The following is a 21,284-nucleotide window of genomic DNA, read 5'->3' as shown; positions in this document are numbered from 1 at the left end:
CTCCTTTCGACTCGCGTCGCTCACGTCGGTCACGTCAGGGCAGCCGGCAGTTCGGCGGCGCGCAGCACGGCCTTCGCCGCTTCGGCCGGGCGGGTGCGCGGGAAGTGGTGCCCGCCGTCCGGGAGCTCGTCCAGTTCGACGTGGTCGGCCAGCACCTGCCAGTCGCCGTACCGTTCACGGAACCCCGCGGTGATCGGATCGTCGGCGGCCACGACCACCGTGACCGGCGCGGACAGCTTCACGGCCGGCGGGCTGTCCAGGACGTCCGCGAAATGGCGGTGCGCGGACACCACGTCGTGCCGGTAGGCGGCGGCGACGCGCTCGGCCTGCCCGGCGTCGAGTCCACGGAGCCCGGGGTAGTCGCTGTCCGCGCTCAACTCGGCGACGATCCGCTCGTCGCTCCGGCCGGACAGCTCCGCTTCGGCCGCGCACCGGCCCGCGGAGTCACCGAGCAACTGGGCGGCGACGAACACCCGCTGGACGCCGACCCCGCGCTCCTCGAGCCTCCTCGCCGTCTCCAGGGCCGGTGCGGCACCGGAGGAGTGCCCCCACAGCAGGACTCCGCTCAGGCCGAGGCGGACGATCTCGGCGGTGACATCCTCCACCAGCCGCGCCAGCGAGACGAAGGGGCCCCACTCGGCGCTCACGTCGTGGCCCGGCGGCTCGACGGCGTACACCGCCGGCCCTCTGCCCCGCAGAGCCCTTGCCATCGGCTCGAAGTTCACCGCGCTGCCGGCGGCGTGGGGGAAGCACACGAGGGCGCCGGTCCGGGTGCCGTCCGGTCCGGACAGCGGCTGCAGAAGCCCGGAGGACCGCTCGGATCCGCCGTCGAGCAGGCGGGCCAGGTCGGCGAGCACCGGGTGGCGTACGACGTCCTTGAGGGACACCGCGCGGTCCAGGGCGACCGCCAGTTTCACCGCCGACAACGACGTGCCGCCCCGGTCGAAGAAGTGGTCCAGCCGTCCGATCCGGTGCCGCGGGACGCCGAGCGCCTGCGACCAGGCAGCCGCCAGCCGCTGTTCGGCCGGCGTCATCGGCGCGCCGCGGACCTCGCCTGCCGCGTCGAGTTCGCCGGCCAGCGCCGTCAGCGCCTTCCGGTCGGTCTTGCCGTTGGCGGTCACCGGCAGGCTTTCCCGCCAGTGGACGGCCGAGGGGACCATGTACTCGGGCAGCGACTCGCCCAGCCGGTCCAGCAGCACGCCTGCCTCGACCGGCCGCGGGCCGGTGCAGAAGGCGACCAGCTGCCTGCTGCGGTCGGGGCGCTCGGTGACGACCACCGCGCCGTCGCCGACGCCGGGCACCTTCAGCAGGGTGTTCTCGATCTCGCCGATCTCGATCCGGAAGCCACGGATCTTGACCTGGCCGTCCTGGCGGCCGAGGAAGTCCAGTGTGCCGCCGGGCAGCCAGCGGCCGTAGTCGCCGCCCCGGTACAGGCGTCGGCCCGGGGCGTGCGGGTCGGCCATGAATGCCTGCCGGGTGCGCTCGGGGTCGTTGACGTATCCGCGGCCGACGCAGACTCCGGAGAAGACGATCGCACCGGGGGCCCCGAGCGGCACCGGTGACAGGCGCTCGTCGACGACGTAGACCCGCACGTTGTGGACGCACCGGCCGAGCGGCACCCGTTCGGTGTCCGGAACCCGGTCCATGATCTCGTGGTTGGTGTCGTCCGAGGTCTCGGTCAGTCCGTAGGCGTTGACCAGCCGGGTCCCGGGCGCGACCGCGAACCAGCGCTGGGCGAGCTCCTTCTTCAGCGCCTCGCCGGTGGCGGACACGTACCGCAGGTCGGGCAGCTCGCGGGGTCGCTGCTCCAGGCAGGACACCACGATGTCGAGGTAGGACGGCACGAGCTGCACGACCGTGACCCGGCCGTCGGCGATCCTGTCCACGAACCGCTGGACGTCGAGGATCACCTCCTGCTCGACCAGCAGGGTCCGCCCTCCCACCAGGAGCGCGGAGAGCAGCTGCCACAGCGAGATGTCGAAGCACTGGGGTGCGGTCTGGGCGACCACCTGCCCCTCGCCGATCTCCAGGTCGTCGATCTTGGCGTAGAGGTGGTTGAGCATGCCGGCGTGTTCGCACATCGCACCCTTGGGCTCGCCGGTGGAGCCGGAGGTGAAGAAGATGTACGCCGCCTGGTCCGGTGCCACCCGGACGCCGGGATCGGCGCCGCCATGGCCCTCGGCACAGGCTTCGTCGACGTGGAGTTTCGTCACCGCGGGCGACCCGCCGGTGGACAGCGAGCCGAGCGCCCGGTCGAGCGTGGCGGTGCTGCCGCGTTCGGTCAGCACGAGCCGGCACCCGGCGCGGGACAGCGTGGCCGCGATGCGCTCGGCGGGGAAGTGCGGCTCGATGGGCAGGTACACCCCGCCGGCCTTGAAGACGGCGAGGACGGAGGCCGTCCAGTCCAGGTTGCGCTCGGTCACCACGGCGACGACGCCTTCGGGTGGCGATCCGCGGGCCAGCAGGGCCCGTGCGAGCCGGTTGGCACGCTCGTTGAGCTCCCGGTACGTCCACTGCCGGTGGCCGCACACGGCCGCGACGGCATCGGGGTGGGCCCGTGCCCGCTCCTCGAACAGCTCGTGGGCCCTGAGGTCCGGCAGCTCCCGGTAGGGCCCGGCCAGTCCTTCGGTCTGGAACCGCAGCTCCTCGGCGGAGAGCAGACTCTGCCGCCCGTGCTCCGCGTCCGGATCGGCGGCGATCAGTGCGAGCGCGGTGAGGTGGTAGCCGGTGATCCTGCCGGCGGCGTCCGCGTCCAGCGCGTCACAGCGGTACCGCAGCCGCAGGGCGCAACCCCCTCCGTCCTGCGCCACCCCGAGCGCCAGGACGGCATGACCGGGGAGGCCGGCGTCGCCGTCGACCGGGTCGAACACCGCCTCGGTCGACGGTCCGGCCAGGCGCAGCTCGTTCCTGAGCTCGTCGACCGGGAAGTCCTGGTGCGCCAGCACGTCCGACTCGACCCGCCGGGTGTGCACCAGCAGTCCCCGCCATGATCCCGGTGCGGCCGTCAGCCGGCAGGGCAAGGGCGGGCCGCCCTCGGCGGCGAGGTAGTCCGTGCCGACCTCGGGGTCGCCGGACAGCGCCGCGAGCACTTTGGCGTGCGCGGCGAGCACCACCGAGGTGAACGGCATCGCCAGCTCTTCTGCGAGCCGGCGCAGTGCCGACAGGACGCCGTCCGGGACCGCGGCCTCGTACGTGGTGATCCCCGGCGCCGGATCCTGCGCCCAGCGCGGGAGCACGGTGGATCCACCGGCGGTGAGCACGCCGGTCCAGAACGTCCGTCCGGCCTCGGTCCGCATGCCCGTTCTCCCTCCACTCACTGTCGCCGTGTCGCGGGGTCGCCGTGGTCCTCGCGCGACTCCACGGCGGGATTGCCGCCCCACCGAGCGTGCTGCGGCATGTCCTCGCCCTTCATCAGGAAGGAGTCGGTGGCGAGCTCCGCGCCGTCGCCCATCGTCACGCCGTAGTGGACGAGGGCGCCGACACCGACGGTGCAGCCGGCGCCGATCGCACTGTGGTCGGACTTGAATGTGCCGTCCTCCTGCGAGTGGCACTGGATTTTGCTTCCGGCGTTGAGCGTGCAGTCGTCGCCGATGGTGGTGAGCGTCCGCTCCGTGACATAACAGCCGTCGTCGAAGACCCTGCTGCCGATCCGGACTCCGAGTGACCGCCAGACCAGGTTTTTGAAAGGAGTGCCGTTGAAGATGTTCAAGTAGTGGTCGGGCACCTTCCACAGGCGTTCGTGCCACCAGAAGTACGGGTCGTAGATGGAGCACAACCGGGGGCGCAGCGGGCGGAATCTGGTGAAGGCGCGCTCCAACAGGACGAAGTAGGCCGCGGTGGACAGGAGTCCGAGGACCAGTGACACGGCTATCACCAATTGCCCCAGTGCACCGTGCAGGTCGACGGCGGCGATTCCGAGGACCGTGAGGAAGAAGAAGTGGAACCACCGAACGCAGAGGCAGCAGCCCATGGTGCGGAGGTTGTAGCGGTTCTTCGCTCTGAGGTTTCGGCGCAGCCTCCTGCCGGTCCGCTGACGGTCGAACCGGGCATCGCGTTCCACCGTGCGGGGAATCTCGAAGCACGGGGACCCGAGGAGTCCGACGCCTTCCCTTATTTCCCCGTCGAGAGGGACCATCACTTTCGTCCCGAGAAGGCAGTTGTCACCGGTCCTGCCGCCCACGGGATAGGCGATGTGGTTTCCCAGGAAGTTGTGCGGTCCGATCGATGCCCGGGACACGCGGAACGACGTACCGGAGTATTCGGCGTTCATGACGGAAAGCCCGTCGGCGACCATCGTTCCGCTGCCCACAGAGGTCAGATAGGGGGTTTCGTGGTGCACTTCCGATCCAAAATTGGACCCGGTCTGCTCCACCCGCGACAAGTCGTATCCGAGACCGCGCAGATAGTTGACGACGTAAGAACTGTCGCCGAAGAGCCAGAGGAAGAACCTCACGTTCGTCAGGCGCGTGATCGCCCTGTGCACGGAGTAGTGGAGGCCGTACAGCGGATAGACCTTGTCGGGCCTCATCACCTGGTGCAGCAGCCGCGGAACGGTGAGCAGCGCGGCGAGGCCGATGGCGACCAGGCCGAAGAACAGCAGGAGGGAGACGACCAGCGCGTCGAGGTACAGGTCCGGCGACGTGAAGCCCAGGGTGCCGGGGGCCAGCGCGTCGCTCAGCGCGGGGACCTCGTTCAGCAGCATGTACAGGCCCCCCACCGTCAGCGGGATGTACAGCAGGAACAGCTGGCCCAGGGTGAGCAGGCCGTACCAGGCCCGGCGCGGCGTGCCGCAGGGCGCCGGAGCGACCCTCACGTAGTCGACTTCGGTGCGCTGGGCGGGCGATCCGTGCCAGTGCTCACCGTCCGGGACGAGCTGGCCCCTGTACAGGGCCGATGTGTGGCCCAGCTGCGCAGCGTCCCCCATGGAGGTGCCGATGTCGAGCACGGTCTTCTCGCCCACGAGCACGTCCCGGCCGAGGGTGACCTCGCCGGTCTCGATGCGTCCGCCGTGCGCGCGGTAGCACAGGAAGTACGAGTCCTTGCGGATGACCGTGCCGGCTCCGATCCTGAGCAGGTCGGTGCAGACCGGAACGGTCCGGGAGAGGATCGTGACGTGTTTGCCGATCCGGGCGCCGAGTGCCCGAAGGTAGAACACGTACAGGGGATTGCCGACGAAGAGGATCATCGGGTTGGCGTGGAGCAGAACCCTGACGGTCCAGAAGCGCAGATACGTGAGCCCCCAGACCGGGAATTCACGGACTCTCCACCGGCCGACAAGGATCCATTTGGCGACGACGGGGAACGCGCACAGGCCCACGAAGGCGATGCCGCCGAAGACAAGTGAACGCAGATACGTGCCAAGGGCCCCCGAGCTGTCGGAGACCCATGCGTAGCCACGTGCGGTGACGATAGCCGCCAGAAACGAATAGCCGAGGAACAGCAGCAACTGCCCTGTTCCACAGAGGACGTACCGCAGCGTGCTCGCCGGTTCCACCACCGGGGCGGGCGCGGCGACCGGTGGCCGCGCGGCGTCGGTCTCCCCGAGCGACTCGGCGAGGCTTCGGATCGTCGGGTTCCGGTAGATGTCCCTCATCGAGACCGACGGAAGGTCCTCGCGTCTTCTGACTCTCGCGCAGAAATGAGCCATGACGAGGGAATTCGCACCCAGGTCGTCGAAGAAGTGACTCTCGACCGAGACCCGTTCCACGCGCACGACATCGGCCATCACTTCGGCGAGATCCTTCTCGGTACCGGTCACCGGTCCGACGTGCCCGCGCTCAGCGATCTGCGAATCGTCCGGCGCAGGCGTCAGAACCTCGACAGATTCTTCTTCCATGCCAACCCCTGCAGAGAAACATCTCTGGTCGCGCGTCACTTCCCAGTCTCCGCCGTCGACCGCCGGAATGCCACTCACGCCCGATTTGCTGTCAAAGCTCTTTGACCACGGAGAGTTGACACACGAGCACACAGGTTCTCTACGCCGTCATGGGCCGGTCCGCCGGGGACACCGGTGCCGGAAGGTCAGTGGAACCGGTCAGATAGCGGTCGGCGGCCGCCGCGGCGCCCCTTCCCTCCGCGATGGCCCACACCACCAGTGACTGGCCGCGTCCCGCGTCGCCCGCGACGAACAGGCCCTCCGCCTCGGTGCGCACGGTCCGCCGCTCCCGCTCCGCCGACGCGGCGGCGAAAGCGGTGTCCCGGGCGAAGTTCCCCCGGCCGTCGATCGCGAGCCCGAGCTGCTCCAACAGGCCGTTGTCCCGCTCGGGGCCGGAGAAACCCAGGGCGAGCAGCGCCAGGTCGGCCGGGATCGTCCGCTCGGTGCCCGGCAGCGGCCTTCGGGACGCCGGCTCCACCTCGGTCAGGTGCACCGTGCGCAGGTGGCCCGCCGGTTCCCCCTCGAAGCGGAAGGTGGACGCGGAGAACACCCTCGGGTCCGTGCCGTGGCGTTCTCGCGCCTCGTGATGGGCGTGCGAGATGCGGTAGACCTTCGGGTACACGGGCCACGGCTGGCTCTCGGGTCGGCTGTCGCCCGGCAGGGGGTTGATGTCCACCTGCGTCACGGAGGCCGCGCCCTGGCGCAACGCGGTGCCGAGGCAGTCCGACGCGGTGTCCCCGCCGCCGACGATCACCACGTGCTTGCCCTCGGCGGTGAGGGAAGACGAGGTGCGGTCGCCCTCCGTGGTCCGATTGGACAGGGTCAGGTAGTCCATCGCCTGATGGACGCCGCGCAGTCCGCGACCGGGAACAGGCAGCTCCCGCCGCTCCGTGGCGCCGACGGCGACGATCACCGCGTCATGGTCTCTCCGCAGCTCTGCGGCGTCGAGGTCGATGCCGACCCGCACGCCGGTAGAAAAACTCGTGCCCTCGGCCCGCATTTGCTCGATACGGCGGTCCAGGTGCCGTTTCTCCATCTTGAACTCGGGAATGCCGTAGCGGAGCAATCCGCCGATGCGGTCGGCGCGCTCGTACACGGCGACGGTGTGTCCGGCCCGGGTGAGCTGCTGCGCCGCCGCCAGACCGGCCGGTCCCGACCCGATGACGGCGACGGTCTTCCCGCTCAGCCGCTGCGGTGGCAGCGGTGTCACGTACCCCCGCTCCCAGGCACAGTCGGCGATGGCCTGTTCGACGTTCTTGATCGTGACCGGGTCGGCGTTGACGGCCAGTACACAGGCGTCCTCGCACGGTGCGGGGCACAGCCGCCCGGTGAACTCGGGGAAGTTGTTGGTCGCGTGCAGCCGCTCGGCGGCGGCGCGCCAGTCGCCGTGCGCGGAGAAGGCGTTCCACTCCGGAATGAGGTTTCCCAGCGGGCAGCCGCTGTGACAGAAGGGCACACCGCAGTCCATGCACCGCCGCGCCTGCTCGGACACCAGGGGAAGCAACGGTTGTCCTGCGTGGACCTCGTTCCAGTCGCCCAGCCTTTCACCGACGGGACGCCCCCCGCTCGGCCGGCGCGGAATCTTGAGGAAGCCGTGGGGATCTGTCATGCGCGCCGCCTCCAGCACCGGTCGGCAGTGCATTACGACTCCCTCACCAGATTATGCCCCTTACGCCGATAATGCACCGGTACAGGCACTGTGCAGGGTCCGGCAGCGGGCACCCTGGCCCGCGACCGGCGGGTGCCCGCTCGCCGTCCATCTGACCAGCGGAAACCGCCCGCCTGCCGGACGTGATACACGGCATCGGCGGTCTGCGCGGACCCGGCGCGTGCGGCAGCGGGTGCGCCCGGCGGCAGGGGCAGTTCGGGGCGGCAGCGAGAGGGCTCGGAGCTGCCGCGAGGACTGCCCGCCCGGCTGCTTCGGCGCTCGTAGCGTGGTGGCGCGGAGTCGGGAGAGGTCCCGATCCGGCACCCCACCCTTCCTCACTGGAGGCCCCGCGATGCCCTCGACCGCTCCCCCCGCCTCTGCCGCCCAGGGGCCCGGCCCCCTGGACCGGTTCGACGTACAGGTCGCCACCGGTCCGGAGCGGGTCGCGCTGGTGCACGGTGAGCGCCGGATGACGTACGGGCAGCTGGCCCTGGCGGTGGCCCTGCGCGCGGACGGGGCGCCGGGTACGGCGGCCGGGACCGCGGACGACGGCGAAACGGACGTGCCGCAGGCCCACGGCACGTCCGGGATCGGGCGGGCCGTCGCCCTGCTGGCGGCCCTGCGCGCGGGCTCCGCCGCGGCTCTGGGGGCGGCCGGGCTGAGGGAGCTGCGGGAGGAACTGCTGCCGGCCCTGTCCGCCGGGGCCACCGTCGACGTCGGGGCGGGTGGCACTCCGGAGGAGCGGGTGCCGCTGTCCTTCGCCCAGCGCCGGCTGTGGTTCCTGAACCGCCTGGAGGGCCCGGCCCCGACCTACAACCTGCCGGTGGTGCTCCGTCTGGATGCCGTGCCCGACCGTCAGGCGCTGGACGCGGCCCTCGCCGACGTGGTGGAGCGCCACGAGGCGCTGCGCACCCTCTACCCGGCGGACGACGCCGGCGAGCCCCGCCAGCACGTACTGGACCGCCCGCGCCCCGAGTTCACCGTGCGCTCCTGCCCGGAAGCCGCACTGGCCGCCGAGGTCGCCCGCTTCACCGCCGGCACCTTCGACCTGGAGGCGGAACTGCCGATCCGGGCGGCCCTGTTCGTGCCGGACGACGGCTGCGGCGGCGTGCTGGCGCTGCTCACCCACCACATCGCCACCGACGGCTGGTCGGTGGGGCCGCTGCTGCGGGACCTCGGCGCCGCCTACGACGCTCGCCTCGCCGGGCACGGGCCCGGCTGGGAGCCGCTGCCGGTGCAGTACGCCGACTACACCCTGTGGCAGCAGGAGCTGCTGGAGAACGACACCGCCCTGGCCGCGTACTGGCGGGACGCCCTCGCCGGGCTGCCGCCCCTGCTGGACCTGCCCGCCGACCGGCACCGGCCGGCCACGCCGAGCGGGCGGGCCGGCACGCTCACCGCCTCACTGGACGGCGGGACCCACGCCCGGCTGGCGGCGCTGGCCGGCGAGACGGACGCCAGTCTGCTGATGGTGGCGCGGGCAGCGCTCGCCACCGCGCTGGACGCCTGCGGCGGCGGCCCCGACGTGGCAGTCGGCACCCCGGTGGCCGGACGCTCCGACGAGGCACTCGACGATCTGGTCGGCTTCTTCGTGAACTCCCTGGTGCTGCGCACCGATGTGTCCGGCGAGGCGGGCCCGGCGGAGCTGGTGGCCCGCGCCCGGGACGCCGCGCTCGGCGCGTACGCCCACCAGGAACTGCCCTTCGACCGGCTGGTGGAACTCCTCAATCCGCGCCGCGCGCCGGGCGCCAACCCGCTGTTCCAGGTGACGCTGGCCGTACAGGAGGAAGAGCCCGGCGCGGACCCCCGGGCGGTGCGCGTCGGCGCCGCGCTCGGCGGCCGGTACGAGGAGACGGGCCTGGACGTGGCCAAGTTCGATCTCGCCGTCACGTGCGTGGCCCGTCCCGGGCACGGCGGTCTCACGGTGTGGTGGACCTACGCCGAGGACCTGTTCGACGCGACCACGGCCCGGCTGCTGCTCGACGTGTACGTACGGGCCCTTTCCCGGTTCGCCGAGGGCGGGGACGCACCCGTGCGTTCGGCTGCGCTGCTGTCGGGGGCCGAACGGGCCGCGCTGGACGCCCGGCCGGCCCGTACCTCGGTCTCCCTGGAGGAGACCGCGCCGGCTGGGGGCGACGGCGGGGCCGATCCGGCGGCCGTCGCCGCCCTGTGCCGTGTCTTCGCCGAGATCACCGGCCGGGAGTCGGTCGGCCCGGACGACAACTTCTTCGCCGTCGGCGGTCATTCGATGGCGGGCGTACGGCTGATGAACCGGGTGCGGGCCGTACTCGGGGTGGACCTGCGGCTGCGGGACCTGTTCCTCGCGCCCACCCCCGCCGGGCTGGCGGGCCGGATCGCCGCCGCGGCGCAGGACACGGGGGGTGCGGCCGCCGGGGGCCGGCCCGCGCTGGCCGCGGTGCCGCTCGCCGAACGGCCGAAGCGGCTGCCCCTGTCGTACGCGCAGCGCCGGCTGTGGTTCGTCGACCAGCTGGAGGGGCCGGGCCGTTCGTACAACATCCCGTTCGTCCTGCGGCCGGACCGGCCGCTGGATCCGGCCGTGCTGGCCGACGCGCTCGCCGACACGGCGGAACGGCACGAAGTGCTGCGGACCGTGTATCCGGCGGACGACGGCCGGCCGTACCAGGAGGTACGGGAGGACGTCCGGCCGGTGCTGGAGGTGGTACGGACCGGCCCGGAGGGCGTCGCGGACGCCGTGGACGCGGCGGCGGGGCACGTGTTCGACCTGGCCGGGGAGATCCCGTTCCGGGCCTGGCTGATCGAGAGCGCGCCCGAGCCGGCGCGGGCCGGTGGGCGTGAACCGGAGCGGGGCGGCCAGACGCTGGTGCTGCTGGTGCATCACATCGCGGCCGACGGCTGGTCGGCCGGGCCGCTGCTGGCGGATCTCGCCGCCGCGTACACCGCCCGCCTCGGCGGCGGTGCGCCCACCCAGGGGCCGCTGCCGGTGCAGTACGCGGACTACACCCTGTGGGAGCAGCGGATGCTGGCGGGTCCCGCGGCCGCCGAGCAGACCGCGTTCTGGCGGGACCGGCTGGCCGGCGCCCCGCCCGTGCTGGAGCTGACGCCCGCGCGGACCCGGCCGGCCGACGCCTCGCACCGGGGCGCGGCCACGCCGGTCCCGGGCCTGGACGCGGACACCCACGCCCGGCTGGAGGCGCTGGCCCTGGAGCACGGGGCGACCCTGCTGATGGTGGTGCAGGCCGCCCTCGCCGCCGTCCTGACGCGGCACGGCGCGGGCACGGACCTGCCGCTGGGCACGGTGGTCGCGGGCCGGGACGACCAGGCGCTGGACGAGCTGGTCGGGTTCTTCGTCAACACGCTGGTCCTGCGCACCGACACCTCGGGGAATCCGTCCTTCGCCGAGCTGCTGGAGCGGGTCAGGGAGACCGACCTGGCGGCGTTCGCCCACCAGCAGCTCCCCTTCGACCTGGTGGTGGAGGAGCTGAACCCTGTCCGGTCCACCGCCCACCACCCGCTGACGCAGGTGATGGTGCAGGTGCACCCGGCCCAGCGGGCCGCCGACGAGGACTCCCCGCTGGCCGGCACGCCGCTGGCCGCCGAGTCGGGGTTCACCAAGTTCGACCTGACACTGGCGCTGCGGGAGACCCGGGACGCCTCCGGGACCCCGGCCGGCCTGGCGGGGGTCCTGGAGTACGCCCTTGACCTCTTCGACGCGGCCACCGCGGCGCAGTTGGCGGCCCACGTGGCACGGTTGCTGCGGGTGGTGGCCGCCGACCCGAAGACGCGGATCGGTGACGTGCCGCTGCTGTCCGAGGAGGAGGCGGACCGGATCCTGGTGCGCTGCAACGCCACCGCGGCGCCCCGTTCGCTGCCCGGCCTGTTGCACGAGCGGTTCGAGGAGCAGGTACGCCGCACTCCGCACGCGGTCGCGGTCCGGTACGAGGAGGACACGCTGACCTTCACCGAGCTCAACGCCCGGGCCAACGCGCTGGCGCACCGGCTGATCGAGGCCGGGGCGCGGCCGCACGGCGCGGTCGGGCTGCTGCTGGACCGCACCCCGCACCTGCTGGTGGCGGCGCTGGCCGCCCTGAAGTGCGGGGCGGCGTACGTGCCGCTGGATCCGCGCCTGCCGGACGCCCGGATCGCCATGATCATGGAGGACACGGGGGCGCTGGTGCTCGTCACCCAGGAGGCGTACGCGGACGCGGCCCCGGTGGCCCGGCAACTGGCGGCGGGGGTGCGGGTGCTGTCGGCGGACACACCGGTGCCGGGCTGCCGGCGCACCGACCCGAGGGTGCCGGTGGGCGAGGACGCCCTCATGTACGTCATGTTCACCTCGGGCTCGACCGGCCGGCCGAAGGGCGTCGGTGTCACCCACCGCAATGTGGTGGAGCTGGTCACCGACCGCTGCTGGGACCACCGCAACCACCGCCGCATGCTGGTGCATTCGGCCATCGGCTTCGACGCCTCCACGTACGAGCTGTGGGTGCCGCTGCTCAACGGCGGCGAGCTGGTCTTCGCACCCGGATCGGGCACGGACCTGGCCGAGCTGGACCACGCGATCCGCGCCCACGGCGTGACCGCCGCCTACTTCACCATGGGCCTGTTCCACATCATGGCCGACGAAGGGCTCGACACGCTGAAGCTGCTGGACGAGGTGTGGACCGGCGGCGACGTGGCCTCCCCGGCCGCGCTCCAGCGGGTCCTGGACCACTGCCCGGACACGGTGCTGGTGCACAGCTACGGTCCGACGGAAACCACGTTCGCCTCGCACCACCAGCGCCTGGACACCGGCTGCCGCACCCTGCCCGGGGTGTTCCTGGGCATCGCGCTGGACAACACCCGGGTGTACGTACTGGACGAGCGTCTGCGGCCGGTTCCGGTGGGAGTCGCCGGCGAGATGTACCTGGCGGGCACGCAGGTGGCCCGCGGCTACCTGGGCCGGCCGGGGCTGACGGCGGAGCGGTTCGTCGCCGACCCGTTCGCAGCCGACGGCAGCCGCATGTACCGCACCGGCGACCTGGTGCACTGGACGGCCGGCGGTGAACTGCGCTTCGTGGGGCGCGCGGACGGCCAGATCAAGCTGCGCGGCTTCCGGATCGAGCCCGGGGAGATCGAGGAGACGCTGGCCCGGCACCCGGGCGTCGGGCGGGTCGCGGTGGTCGTCTTCGACGACGGGCCGGGCGGGAAGCGCCTGGTGGCGTACGCGGTGCCACGTGCCGGCCACTCCCTGACCGGGGAGGACCTGTTGCGCTGGGCGGGCGGTGAGCTCCCCGAGCACATGGTGCCCGCGGCGGCGGTCCTGCTGGACGAGATCCCGCTGACCGTGAACGGCAAGCCGGACCGCAAGGCGTTGCCCGCGCCCGCACCGGCGGCGGCGCCGTCCGGGCGCCCGCCGCGGACCCCGCGCGAAGAGGTGCTGTGCACGCTGTTCGAGGAGATCCTCGGGGTGCGCGGGGTGGGCATCGACGACAACTTCTTCACCCTGGGCGGGCATTCGCTTCTCGGGGTGCGGCTGGTGAGCCGGATGCGTACCGCCCTGGGCCTGGAGCGGGGCGTACGGGACCTGTTCCGCACGCCGACGGTGGCCGGGCTGCTCGCGGACGAGCCGTCGGGTTTCGATCCGATGGGGGTGCTGCTGCCGCTCCAGCCGGGCGGCACGCGGCGGCCGCTGTTCGCGATCCACCCGGGTACGGGCGTGGGCTGGTCGTACGTCGGACTGGCCCGGCACCTGGGTCCCGACCAGCCGCTCTACGCGATCCAGGCGCGGGCCCTCTCGGAGCTCGGCCACAGTCCGGAGACGGTCGAGGAGATGACCGAGGACTACCTGGAGCACATCCGGCGCGTGCAGCCGCACGGCCCGTACCGCTTCCTCGGCTGGTCGTTCGGCGGAACCGTCGCGCACGCTCTGGCGGTGCGGCTGGCCGAACTCGGCGAGCAGACCGAGTTGCTGGCGATGATGGACGTGCACCTCCTGCCCACCGAGCCCGAGCGCCGCCGGATGACGCCCGCGCAGAAGCGGGAGATGCTGGTCGGCGACGCCGCCGACGAGCCCGAGGACGCCCCCTTCGACGTGGCGGCCCTGATCGGCCTCGTGCGGGAGACCGACCCGGTGCTGGGCGGCTTCTCCGACGGCGAGATCCGCTCGGTGATCGGCGCGTCCATCGACCACGCGGAAATCATGAACCTCTATGCGCCACGGCCGGTGAAGACGGACATGCTGTTCTTCGCGGCCCAGGCAGAAGGCGCCCCGGAGAACACCCTTTCCGAATCCTGGATCCCCTATGTGGAAGGAACGCTCGAAAAGCACACCGTCGGAGTCATCCATACCAGGATGGGCGAACCCGAACCCCTTGCACTGATCGGCCGTATCCTTTCCGAGAAATTGAGGAGTCTGTCATGACTAATCCCTTCGACGACACCGCGGGCATCTTCCACGTGGTGGTCAACGCCGAGGGCCAGCACGCCCTGTGGCCGGCGTTCAGCGAGATCCCCGCAGGCTGGGACAGTGTGTGGGGGGCCGGCCCGAGGGAAGAGGCGCTGGCGTACGTCGAGGAGAACTGGACCGACATCCGGCCGAAGAGCCTGCTCGCCCAGTACGCCTGAGCCCGCGCCCCCCTGCCCGGGGGCGTGTTCCTGGAAGACCGAGAGCCGCGGTCCGGAGAATTCCGGACCGCGGCTCGGCGTTTTCCGGGAGTTCGCACGCCGCCACCGGATCCTTCGCGCCTTTTTGATTCCACCCGCTTCTGCCGCCGCAACTTCCCCTTTCCTCTCTTCGGCGTTCCTATATTTCAGGCATGCGACGACGGAGTTTGAAGATACTGCTGGCCGGTACGGCATCGGATTCCCACACCTGGAATCTCGTCTACCTCCAGCTGTTCATGGAGGAGCAGGGGCACCGGGTGACCGGCCTGGGCCCGTGCGTTCCCGACGACCTGCTCGTGGCGGCCTGTGCGGAGTCCCGGCCCGAGCTCGTCGTCATCAGCAGCGTCAACGGCCACGGCTACCGCGACGGGCTGTCCGCCGTACGCGCCCTGCGGTCCGCCGGAGTTCAGGTCCCGGTGGTCGTCGGAGGCAAGCTCGGGGTCGCCGGCGGGGCCGACCGGACCCGGCGGGCCCTGCTCCTGGAGGCGGGCTGCGACGCCGTCTTCGACGACGGCGACGTCGAGGCCCTGCGCGCGTTCACGGCCGCGCTCGCCGCCGCACCGGCGACGGCAGCGCCCCGGGCCGTGGCATGAGTCCGGCCGGCGCACTCCTCGCGGCCCCGGCGGACCGCCGGGACGACCACGTCCGCTCCGGTCACCGGTCCGCCGGGCCGCACCGGCCGGGGCCGGTCTCGTTCGGCGCCTTCGTCGCGCGGGCCGCGGCGGCCGGCAGGCTCGTGGTCCAGCCCCGGATGGGCTTCGCGGACCCGAAGCGCATGCGGGCCGGCCTGGCCGGCACCCGGGGCGTCGCGGCGGCCACGGTCGGCACCCTCACCATCGACAGCTACACCCGGGTGGGCGACCACGCGGCGGCCCGGGCGGCTCTCGCCGAGGGCGTCGCGCTCAACGGTTACCCGATCGCCGCCCACCCGGCGGAGCGGACCCGCGCCATGCTCGACGGCATCCTCGGCCCCGGGTTCCCCGTGCAGGTACGGCACGGATCGTCCCGGCCCGACGCCATCGTCCGGGCCCTCGCCGCGGCCGGCCTGGACGCCACCGAGGGCGGGCCCGTCTCGTACTGCCTGCCCTACGGCCGCACCCCGCTCGCGGAGTCGGTGGCCAACTGGGCACGGGCCTGCGAACTCCTCGCGACGCTGGCGCCCGCTCCCCGGATGCCGCACGTGGAGAGCTTCGGCGGCTGCATGCTCGGACAGCTCTGCCCGCCGGGCCTCCTGGTGGCGCTCAGCCTGCTGGAGGGCCTGTTCTTCACCCGGCACGGCATCCGCAGCGTCTCCCTCAGCTACGCCCAGCAGACCGACTTCGCGCAGGACGCCGAGGCCGTACGGGCCCTGCACCGGCTGGCCGCCGAGTTCCTGCCCCCGGACACCGAACGGCACGTCGTGCTCTACACGTACATGGGGGTGTTCCCCCGGACCGAAGACGGCGCGACCCGCCTGCTGGAGGACTCCGCCCGGCTGGCGGTGCACGCCGGGGCGCAGCGGCTGATCGTGAAGACGGCGGCCGAGGCGCACCGCATCCCGACCGTACGCGAGAACGTACGCGCCCTGCGGACCGCGGCCGCCGGCGCGGAACTGGCAGCCCGCCGGCCGCTCGTGGAGCCGTGGCCCGCCGGCGGGTCACCGGACCCGGCCGAGGCCGCCGACAGCGAGGTGTACCGCGAGGCGCGGACCTTCGTCGAGGCCGTGCTGGAGCTCGGGGCCGACCTCGGGCGGGCCCTGCGCACCGCCTTCGCACGGGGCGTACTGGACGTGCCGTACTGCCTGCACCCCGACAACGCGGGCCGCTCCCGCAGCTTCGTCGACGCCGGCGGCCGGCTGCGCTGGGCGGAGACCGGGGCGATGCCGGTCCCGCCATACCTGGCGCCGGGCGGCGCCCGCACCCCGCTGACGTCCGACGGACTGCTGGCCGCGCTGCACGGCGTCGCGGCCCGCTACGACGCCCCCGTCACCCACTGACCCTCCCCTTCCCGACCGTCTGGAGTCGACCGACATGGAACACACACCCACCATCCCCACCCCTCCCCCGCTCGGCGAGCACTTGGCTTCGCCGCGTCTGCGGGCCGCGATGCTGGTCCAGCAGGAAGCGCTGTACGCGACGCGGGAGTTCCTGCGCGGCGAGGACTTCACCGAGCTGCTTCCCCCGCTGGTGGGCCCGGTCACCGATCCGGGCGGCCGGGGCGCCAAGGCGCTCGACGTGGACTACTACGGCCGGCCGTACAAGCTGATGACCAGCGCGATCCTCTACAAGCAGGCGTCGTTGAAGGGCTTCCCGAGGCTGTTCTACATCGCCCCGAACGTCCGCGTGGAGCCGCCCGAGACCGCCGGCACCGGGCGGCACCTGGTGGAGTTCCACCAGATCGACGTGGAGATGGCCGGCGCGAGCCGGCAGGACGTGCAGGAGATGGCCGCCGGGCTGCTGACCCGGGTGGTGGAGCACGTGTGGACGGCCGTGCCCGACGTGCTGCGCGAACTAGGGCGCAGCGAGGGCGAGTTCGACGAGCTGCGGGCCGGGAAGTTCGAGGTGTGCACGCACGAGGAGGCAGTCGCCCGGCTGGCCGCGCTCGGCCACGCGCAGAGCCCGGACGCGGAGATCGACTGGGAGGCCGAGCGGATCCTGTCGCTGGACGCCGGCTGCCCCTTCTTCGTCAACGACTACCCGAAGGGCTCGCGCGGCTTCTACGACCGGGAGGATCCGGCACGGCCGGGCGTACTGCGCAACTTCGACCTCATCGCACACGGCGGTTACGGCGAGCTGGTCAGCGGCAGCGAGCGGGAGGCCGACTACGCGACGATCGTCACCCGGATGCGCGAGAGCGGCGAGAACCCGGCGAAGTACGCCTGGTACCTGGAGCTGGCACGCGAAGGGCTCGCCCCCAGCGCCGGTTTCGGCATGGGTCTGCAGCGCCTGGTCCGCTTCCTGACCGGTCTGGACGCCCTGTGGCAGGTCAGCGCCTACCCGAAGCTGCCGGGGGTGATCGCGCCGTGAACGCGACGTCCATGACGGCGGGCGGCTTCCCCGAGGAACGGGTACGGGCCCGTGCCCGGCGGGGCGCGGCGGAGGTCTTCCCGCCGGCCGGTGAGTACGGGAGCGGGCTGTTCGGCGCCGGCCACGACGGCACCGCCACCGCCCCCGTCGCCGCGGCCGTCCCCGACGAGCTGGACGCGTTGCGCCTGGTTCCACCGGTGTTCATGCCGCGGCGGCTGGAGCAGCTGATCGAACTCGGCCGGGAGCCCGGCCACGGCGACGTGGACCTGCGCACCGCGATCGGCGGCTTCTCGTGCGAACTGCCGCTGTACCTCTCCGCTTTCGGTTCCACCCGAGCCGGCAGCGGGGACCTGGCGGTGGCGGCGGCCCGGCAGGCGGGCCGGCTGGGCATCCCGATGGTCGTCGGCGAGAACATGGTGCCGGTGCACGGCTACCGCTCGGTCCTGCTGGCCCGGGTCGAGGCGTACACGGAGGCGGCGGCCGAGGGCGCGGGCGGCGTCGTGGTGCAGCAGTCCACCGAGGACGCCGACTCCGAGGTGTGGAACCTCCTGTACAGCGATCCGGCGTCGCGTGCCCTGCGGGACTCGGGCCGGCTCGGCTTCGAGCTGAAGGTCGGTCAGGGAGCCAAACCCGGCCTGGGCGGCATGACCGTGGTCGCTCCGGCAGAGGCCGAACGGCTCGCCGCCACAGGCCGGTTCACGCTCGGCGAGGAGCTCGGGCCCGACGGGGCACGGCTGCGCTGCGCGACGCCGGGCACGTTCACCGAGGAGATCGTCCGTCAGCAACTGCGGTTCATGCGGAACAACTTCCCGCTCGCCCGCACCTGGGTGAAGTTCCACCCGGGCCGGGACATCGGCGCCGCCGCCGCGACCGCGTGGGCGGCCGGGGCCGACGCGGTCACCGTCGACGGTGCGGAAGGCGGCACCGGCTGGGCGCCACGGGTGTTCCTCGACGGAGTCGGACTGCCGCTGGCCGCCTGCCTCGGCCTGATCGACCGCCCCGAGGGTGCGACTCTGCTGGCCTCCGGCCGCATGTGGGAAGGCGGCCGGGCGGTGCGCGCGCTCGCCATGGGCGCCACCGCCGTCGGTCTCGGCCGGGCGGCCCTGCTCGCCGTGGACGAGGATCCGGAGCACGGCCTGGAGCGGCTGACACAGGCACTCGCGCTGGAACTGCGCCTGCTGGTCAGCGCCCTGGGACAGTACCGTCCGTCCGCGCTGAGCAGGGCTGACCTCTGGCCGGCGGCCACCACCGGCCAGGCGGCGCCCGCCACGGTGCCGACGGGGCCCCGGCCATGACCCGGCGGCGCGACCGGCTCGGCGCCGGGAGGTGGGGGCCGCCCGCCGCCGGACCGGGGCCGGTCCGGGCCCGGGTGCGAACCCGGTCGGCCCGCCGGGGCGCGCCGGCGGCCGTCGCCCGCCCGGCACGGAGCCGGCCCCGGGCGAAACCACCGGGCCACGCGGCGGTGACCGGCACCGGCCCGGGCCGGGTGGCTGCCGTGCCGCTGGGCCGGTCGTCGGACCGGGGGCCGCTGCCCGGGCGGCCGGGCTCCGGCTTCGCCGTGCGGGCCCGGTTCCTGCCGGACGGTCCGCTCCCCGGCGTCACGGTGGTGCCCGGGGCCCCGGCCGTCGCGGCCCGTGCCGCCGCACTGGGCGCCGCCCGGCGGCTCGCCCGTACCGGCCGGGCCCATCTCGGCGGCCGCCTGGCGCTCCAGGTCCTCGGCACTCCGGCAGGCCCGGCCACGCTGGCGCGCGCCGCCGAGCGGGCCGGCGTACACGCCGTCAGCGCCGCCTTTCCCACGCCCGCCACCAGACCGGCCATCACGCCCGTCACCACGCCCGCCACCCGAAGGAAGTCCCGATGACCGCGACCTCACCCGCGCCCCCCTCCGCAGCCCAGGCACCCAGCCCCGTTCCCTGGGGCCGGGTCGGCGCGCTCGTCGGCGGCCAGGCGGCGGTCCAGCTGGGCAGCTTCGGCCTCCTGATCGCGATGAACTGGACCGCCGTACAGATCGGCGGAACCAAGGCGGTCACTCTTCTGATGCTTGCGGCGACCGTGCCGCGCGCCCTCATGCTCATCTTCGGCGGGGCCGTCGCCGACACGCTCGGACCACGCTTCGTCCTGCTCCGCACCACCAGCGCACGCGCCGCCCTGCTCGCGGCCGGCGCGGTGGTCACGGCCACCACCCACGAGCTGTGGCCACTGGTACTGATCGCCCTGGTCGAGGGCATGCTGCTCGGGCTGGCCGGCCCGGCCTCCGGGGTGCTGCTGCCGCGGTTCGCCAGCGGCGACCAGCTCGCGCGCGCCAACTCGGCCTACGCGATGGTGCTCAGGGTCGCCCCGATCCTCGGCACCCCGGCCGGCGCCTGGCTGATCACCGTCGGCGAGCTGTGGGTGGCGTTCGCGGCGGCCGCCGCCACCGGCGCCGTCTGGCTCGGCTGCCTCCTGTACGTCACCCACGGCTTCACCCGGCCCCCGCGTCAGAAGGGCGGCCCGTCGCTGCTGCGACGGTCCGGCGACGGATTCCGTCTCCTGGCCCGGCATCCGCGACTGCGCTGGATGTTCATCGCCTCCCTCTGCCTGGACATGGCGTTCAGCTGGCCCGCCGAGGTGGCCCTGCCGCTGCTCGTCCACCAGCGCGGCTGGGGGGTCGGGGCGGTGGCCATGGTGCTGGCGGCGTTCAGCGTCGGGGCGCTCGCGTCCAGTGCGCTCGGGGCGGCGTTCGCCCACCGCATCCCGGTGTTCGTACGACTGGTCGTGACCGGAGCCGGGCTGGCCGTGGGGATCACGGTGATGGCACTGATGGCTACGCCGCTGTCGCTCACAGCGGTGGCCGCCGCGGTCGGCCTGCTGTCCGGGCTGAACGGCCCCGCGATCGTGACGCTCTATCAGCAGGCGGCGCCGCGGGACCGGATGGGGGCGGCGATGTCGACCCTCTCGCTCGCCGGAATCGGCACCGCTCCGCTGTCCATCGCCCTGTTCAGCTCGCTGTCGCTGGTGCTGGGCGTACAGCAGACGTGGCTGCTGTGCGGGGCCATCGCCGCGGTGTCCCCGGTCGCGGCCTTCCTCGCGCTGCGGCAGAAGCCCACCGCCGGGGACCCGGACACGTCCTTCGAGCACGAGAGCGGCGCCGCGGGCCCGGCCGAGGCGGAAGACCGGCGACCCGCCGGAAAGACGGCCCCGGGCGGCCCGGCCGGGCGGCCCCGCGAAGAGCCCGCGCCCGGTACGGCCGACAGCCCGGTCGCCGCCCCCGCGTGATCCGACCACTCGAACTGGAGGCACCCGACATGGCCGCACTGACCACCGGACGGCTGCTGGTACCCCGCCGGCTGTCCGGCGCAGGCCCCGCCGGCGCGGCTCTGACCTCGACGGGTCCGGGACTGTGGCTGGTGGACACCACCGCGTACCGGGCGCATGCCGCCCGGCACGCCCCCGGCACCCTCGACTCCGTGGAGCTGGCCCGCGCCGCGGAGTTCGTACGGTCCGCCGACCGGGACGGGTACGTGTGCGCGCACGTGGCGCTGCGCCGGCTGCTGGGCGCGTATCTGGGCATGGCCGCCCGTGACGTGGTCGTCGAGCGCGCTCCGTGCGCGCACTGCGACGAGCCGCACGGCAAGCCCGTCGTGCCCGGCGGCGCCCTGCACTTCTCCCTGTCGCACTGCGAGGGTCTGAGCCTGCTCGCGTTCGCGTCCACTCCCGTGGGCGTGGACGTGGAACCGGAACCGGACGCGGCGGCCATCGCCGAGACCGCCGATGTGCTGCACCCCAGGGAGGCGGCCGAACTGGCCGTCCTGCCCGCCTCCGAGCGTCCGCCCGCCTTCACCCGGGTGTGGACGCGCAAGGAGGCCTACCTCAAGGGCACCGGCGTCGGTCTCTCCGCCGACCCCGCCGCCGACTACGTCGGGTCCGGTCCGGACCCGGCCTCACCGCCGGGCTGGACCCTCAGCGACGTGCTCGCCCCGGAGGGCCACCACGCCGCCTTGGCCCTGGCGGATCCGCCGGCCGGCACGGGGTGACGGGCGACTGCTGAACGGCCGGTGGGGGCTGGGGGGGGGGCCCCCCCCACCCCCCCCCCCCCCCCTTCCCCCCCTTTTTTCTTTCTTTTTTTGTGCCCTCTTCTCACCTCCTCGGCTGG

The 21,284-nt window shown here is 73.1% G+C and carries 12 protein-coding genes; 9 read left to right on the top strand and 3 right to left on the bottom strand.

The features are described 5' to 3' along the window. Positions 1 to 29: 29 nt before the first annotated feature. The 3 genes from AC07FK_RS28415 to AC07FK_RS28405 all read right to left on the bottom strand — a co-directional run bounded on the left by AC07FK_RS28415 (position 30) and on the right by AC07FK_RS28405 (position 7,484). Positions 30 to 3,296, bottom strand: a complete 3,267-nt coding sequence (locus AC07FK_RS28415) for a non-ribosomal peptide synthetase (RefSeq protein ID WP_479107803.1) — start codon at positions 3,294 to 3,296, stop codon at positions 30 to 32. 17 nt (positions 3,297 to 3,313) lie between these two features. Further along, a complete protein-coding gene (locus AC07FK_RS28410; RefSeq protein WP_479107802.1) occupies positions 3,314 to 5,836 on the bottom strand; it encodes a Pls/PosA family non-ribosomal peptide synthetase in 2,523 nt (840 codons plus the stop codon). 139 nt (positions 5,837 to 5,975) lie between these two features. Then, the gene (locus tag AC07FK_RS28405) at positions 5,976 to 7,484 is read right to left on the bottom strand and encodes a glutamate synthase subunit beta (protein ID WP_479107801.1); all 1,509 of its coding nucleotides are present in this window, start codon (positions 7,482 to 7,484) and stop codon (positions 5,976 to 5,978) included. Between the two features lie 391 nt (positions 7,485 to 7,875). On the opposite strand from AC07FK_RS28405, the gene AC07FK_RS28400 reads away from it, so the two are divergent. The 9 genes from AC07FK_RS28400 (at position 7,876) to AC07FK_RS28360 (ending at position 21,165) form a co-directional block, all read left to right on the top strand. Further along, the gene (locus AC07FK_RS28400; protein WP_479107800.1) at positions 7,876 to 13,905 is read left to right on the top strand and encodes an amino acid adenylation domain-containing protein; all 6,030 of its coding nucleotides are present in this window, start codon (positions 7,876 to 7,878) and stop codon (positions 13,903 to 13,905) included. Then, positions 13,902 to 14,108 (top strand): MbtH family protein, encoded by a 207-nt coding sequence (locus AC07FK_RS28395; RefSeq protein ID WP_479107799.1) that lies wholly within the window; start codon positions 13,902 to 13,904, stop codon positions 14,106 to 14,108. The genes AC07FK_RS28400 and AC07FK_RS28395 overlap by 4 nt, the downstream gene beginning before the upstream one ends. 191 nt (positions 14,109 to 14,299) lie before the next feature. Then, positions 14,300 to 14,740, top strand: coding sequence for a cobalamin B12-binding domain-containing protein (locus AC07FK_RS28390; protein WP_479107798.1), 441 nt, complete (start codon positions 14,300 to 14,302; stop codon positions 14,738 to 14,740). Continuing rightward, positions 14,737 to 16,122, top strand: coding sequence for a methylaspartate mutase (locus tag AC07FK_RS28385; protein ID WP_479107797.1), 1,386 nt, complete (start codon positions 14,737 to 14,739; stop codon positions 16,120 to 16,122). Before AC07FK_RS28390 ends, AC07FK_RS28385 begins: the two co-directional genes overlap by 4 nt. 34 nt (positions 16,123 to 16,156) lie before the next feature. Next, entirely contained in the window at positions 16,157 to 17,152 is a 996-nt protein-coding gene (locus AC07FK_RS28380; protein WP_479107796.1) for an asparagine synthetase A, read from the top strand. Between the two features lie 11 nt (positions 17,153 to 17,163). Continuing rightward, a complete protein-coding gene (locus AC07FK_RS28375) occupies positions 17,164 to 18,447 on the top strand; it encodes a glutamate synthase-related protein (protein ID WP_479107824.1) in 1,284 nt (427 codons plus the stop codon). Between the two features lie 167 nt (positions 18,448 to 18,614). Then, entirely contained in the window at positions 18,615 to 19,013 is a 399-nt protein-coding gene (locus AC07FK_RS28370) for a hypothetical protein (protein WP_479107795.1), read from the top strand. After that, positions 19,010 to 20,407, top strand: coding sequence for an MFS transporter (locus tag AC07FK_RS28365; protein WP_479107794.1), 1,398 nt, complete (start codon positions 19,010 to 19,012; stop codon positions 20,405 to 20,407). The genes AC07FK_RS28370 and AC07FK_RS28365 overlap by 4 nt, the downstream gene beginning before the upstream one ends. A 29-nt stretch (positions 20,408 to 20,436) precedes the next feature. Further along, positions 20,437 to 21,165: a 4'-phosphopantetheinyl transferase family protein gene (locus AC07FK_RS28360; protein WP_479107793.1), complete on the top strand. Its 729-nt coding sequence runs from the start codon at positions 20,437 to 20,439 to the stop codon at positions 21,163 to 21,165. Positions 21,166 to 21,284: the final 119 nt, after the last annotated feature.

The sequence above is a fragment of the Streptomyces sp. NPDC046122 genome (assembly GCF_056429965.1).
The sequence above is the reverse complement of the archived record's forward strand: the minus strand, read 5'-3'. Positions and strand labels throughout refer to the sequence as shown.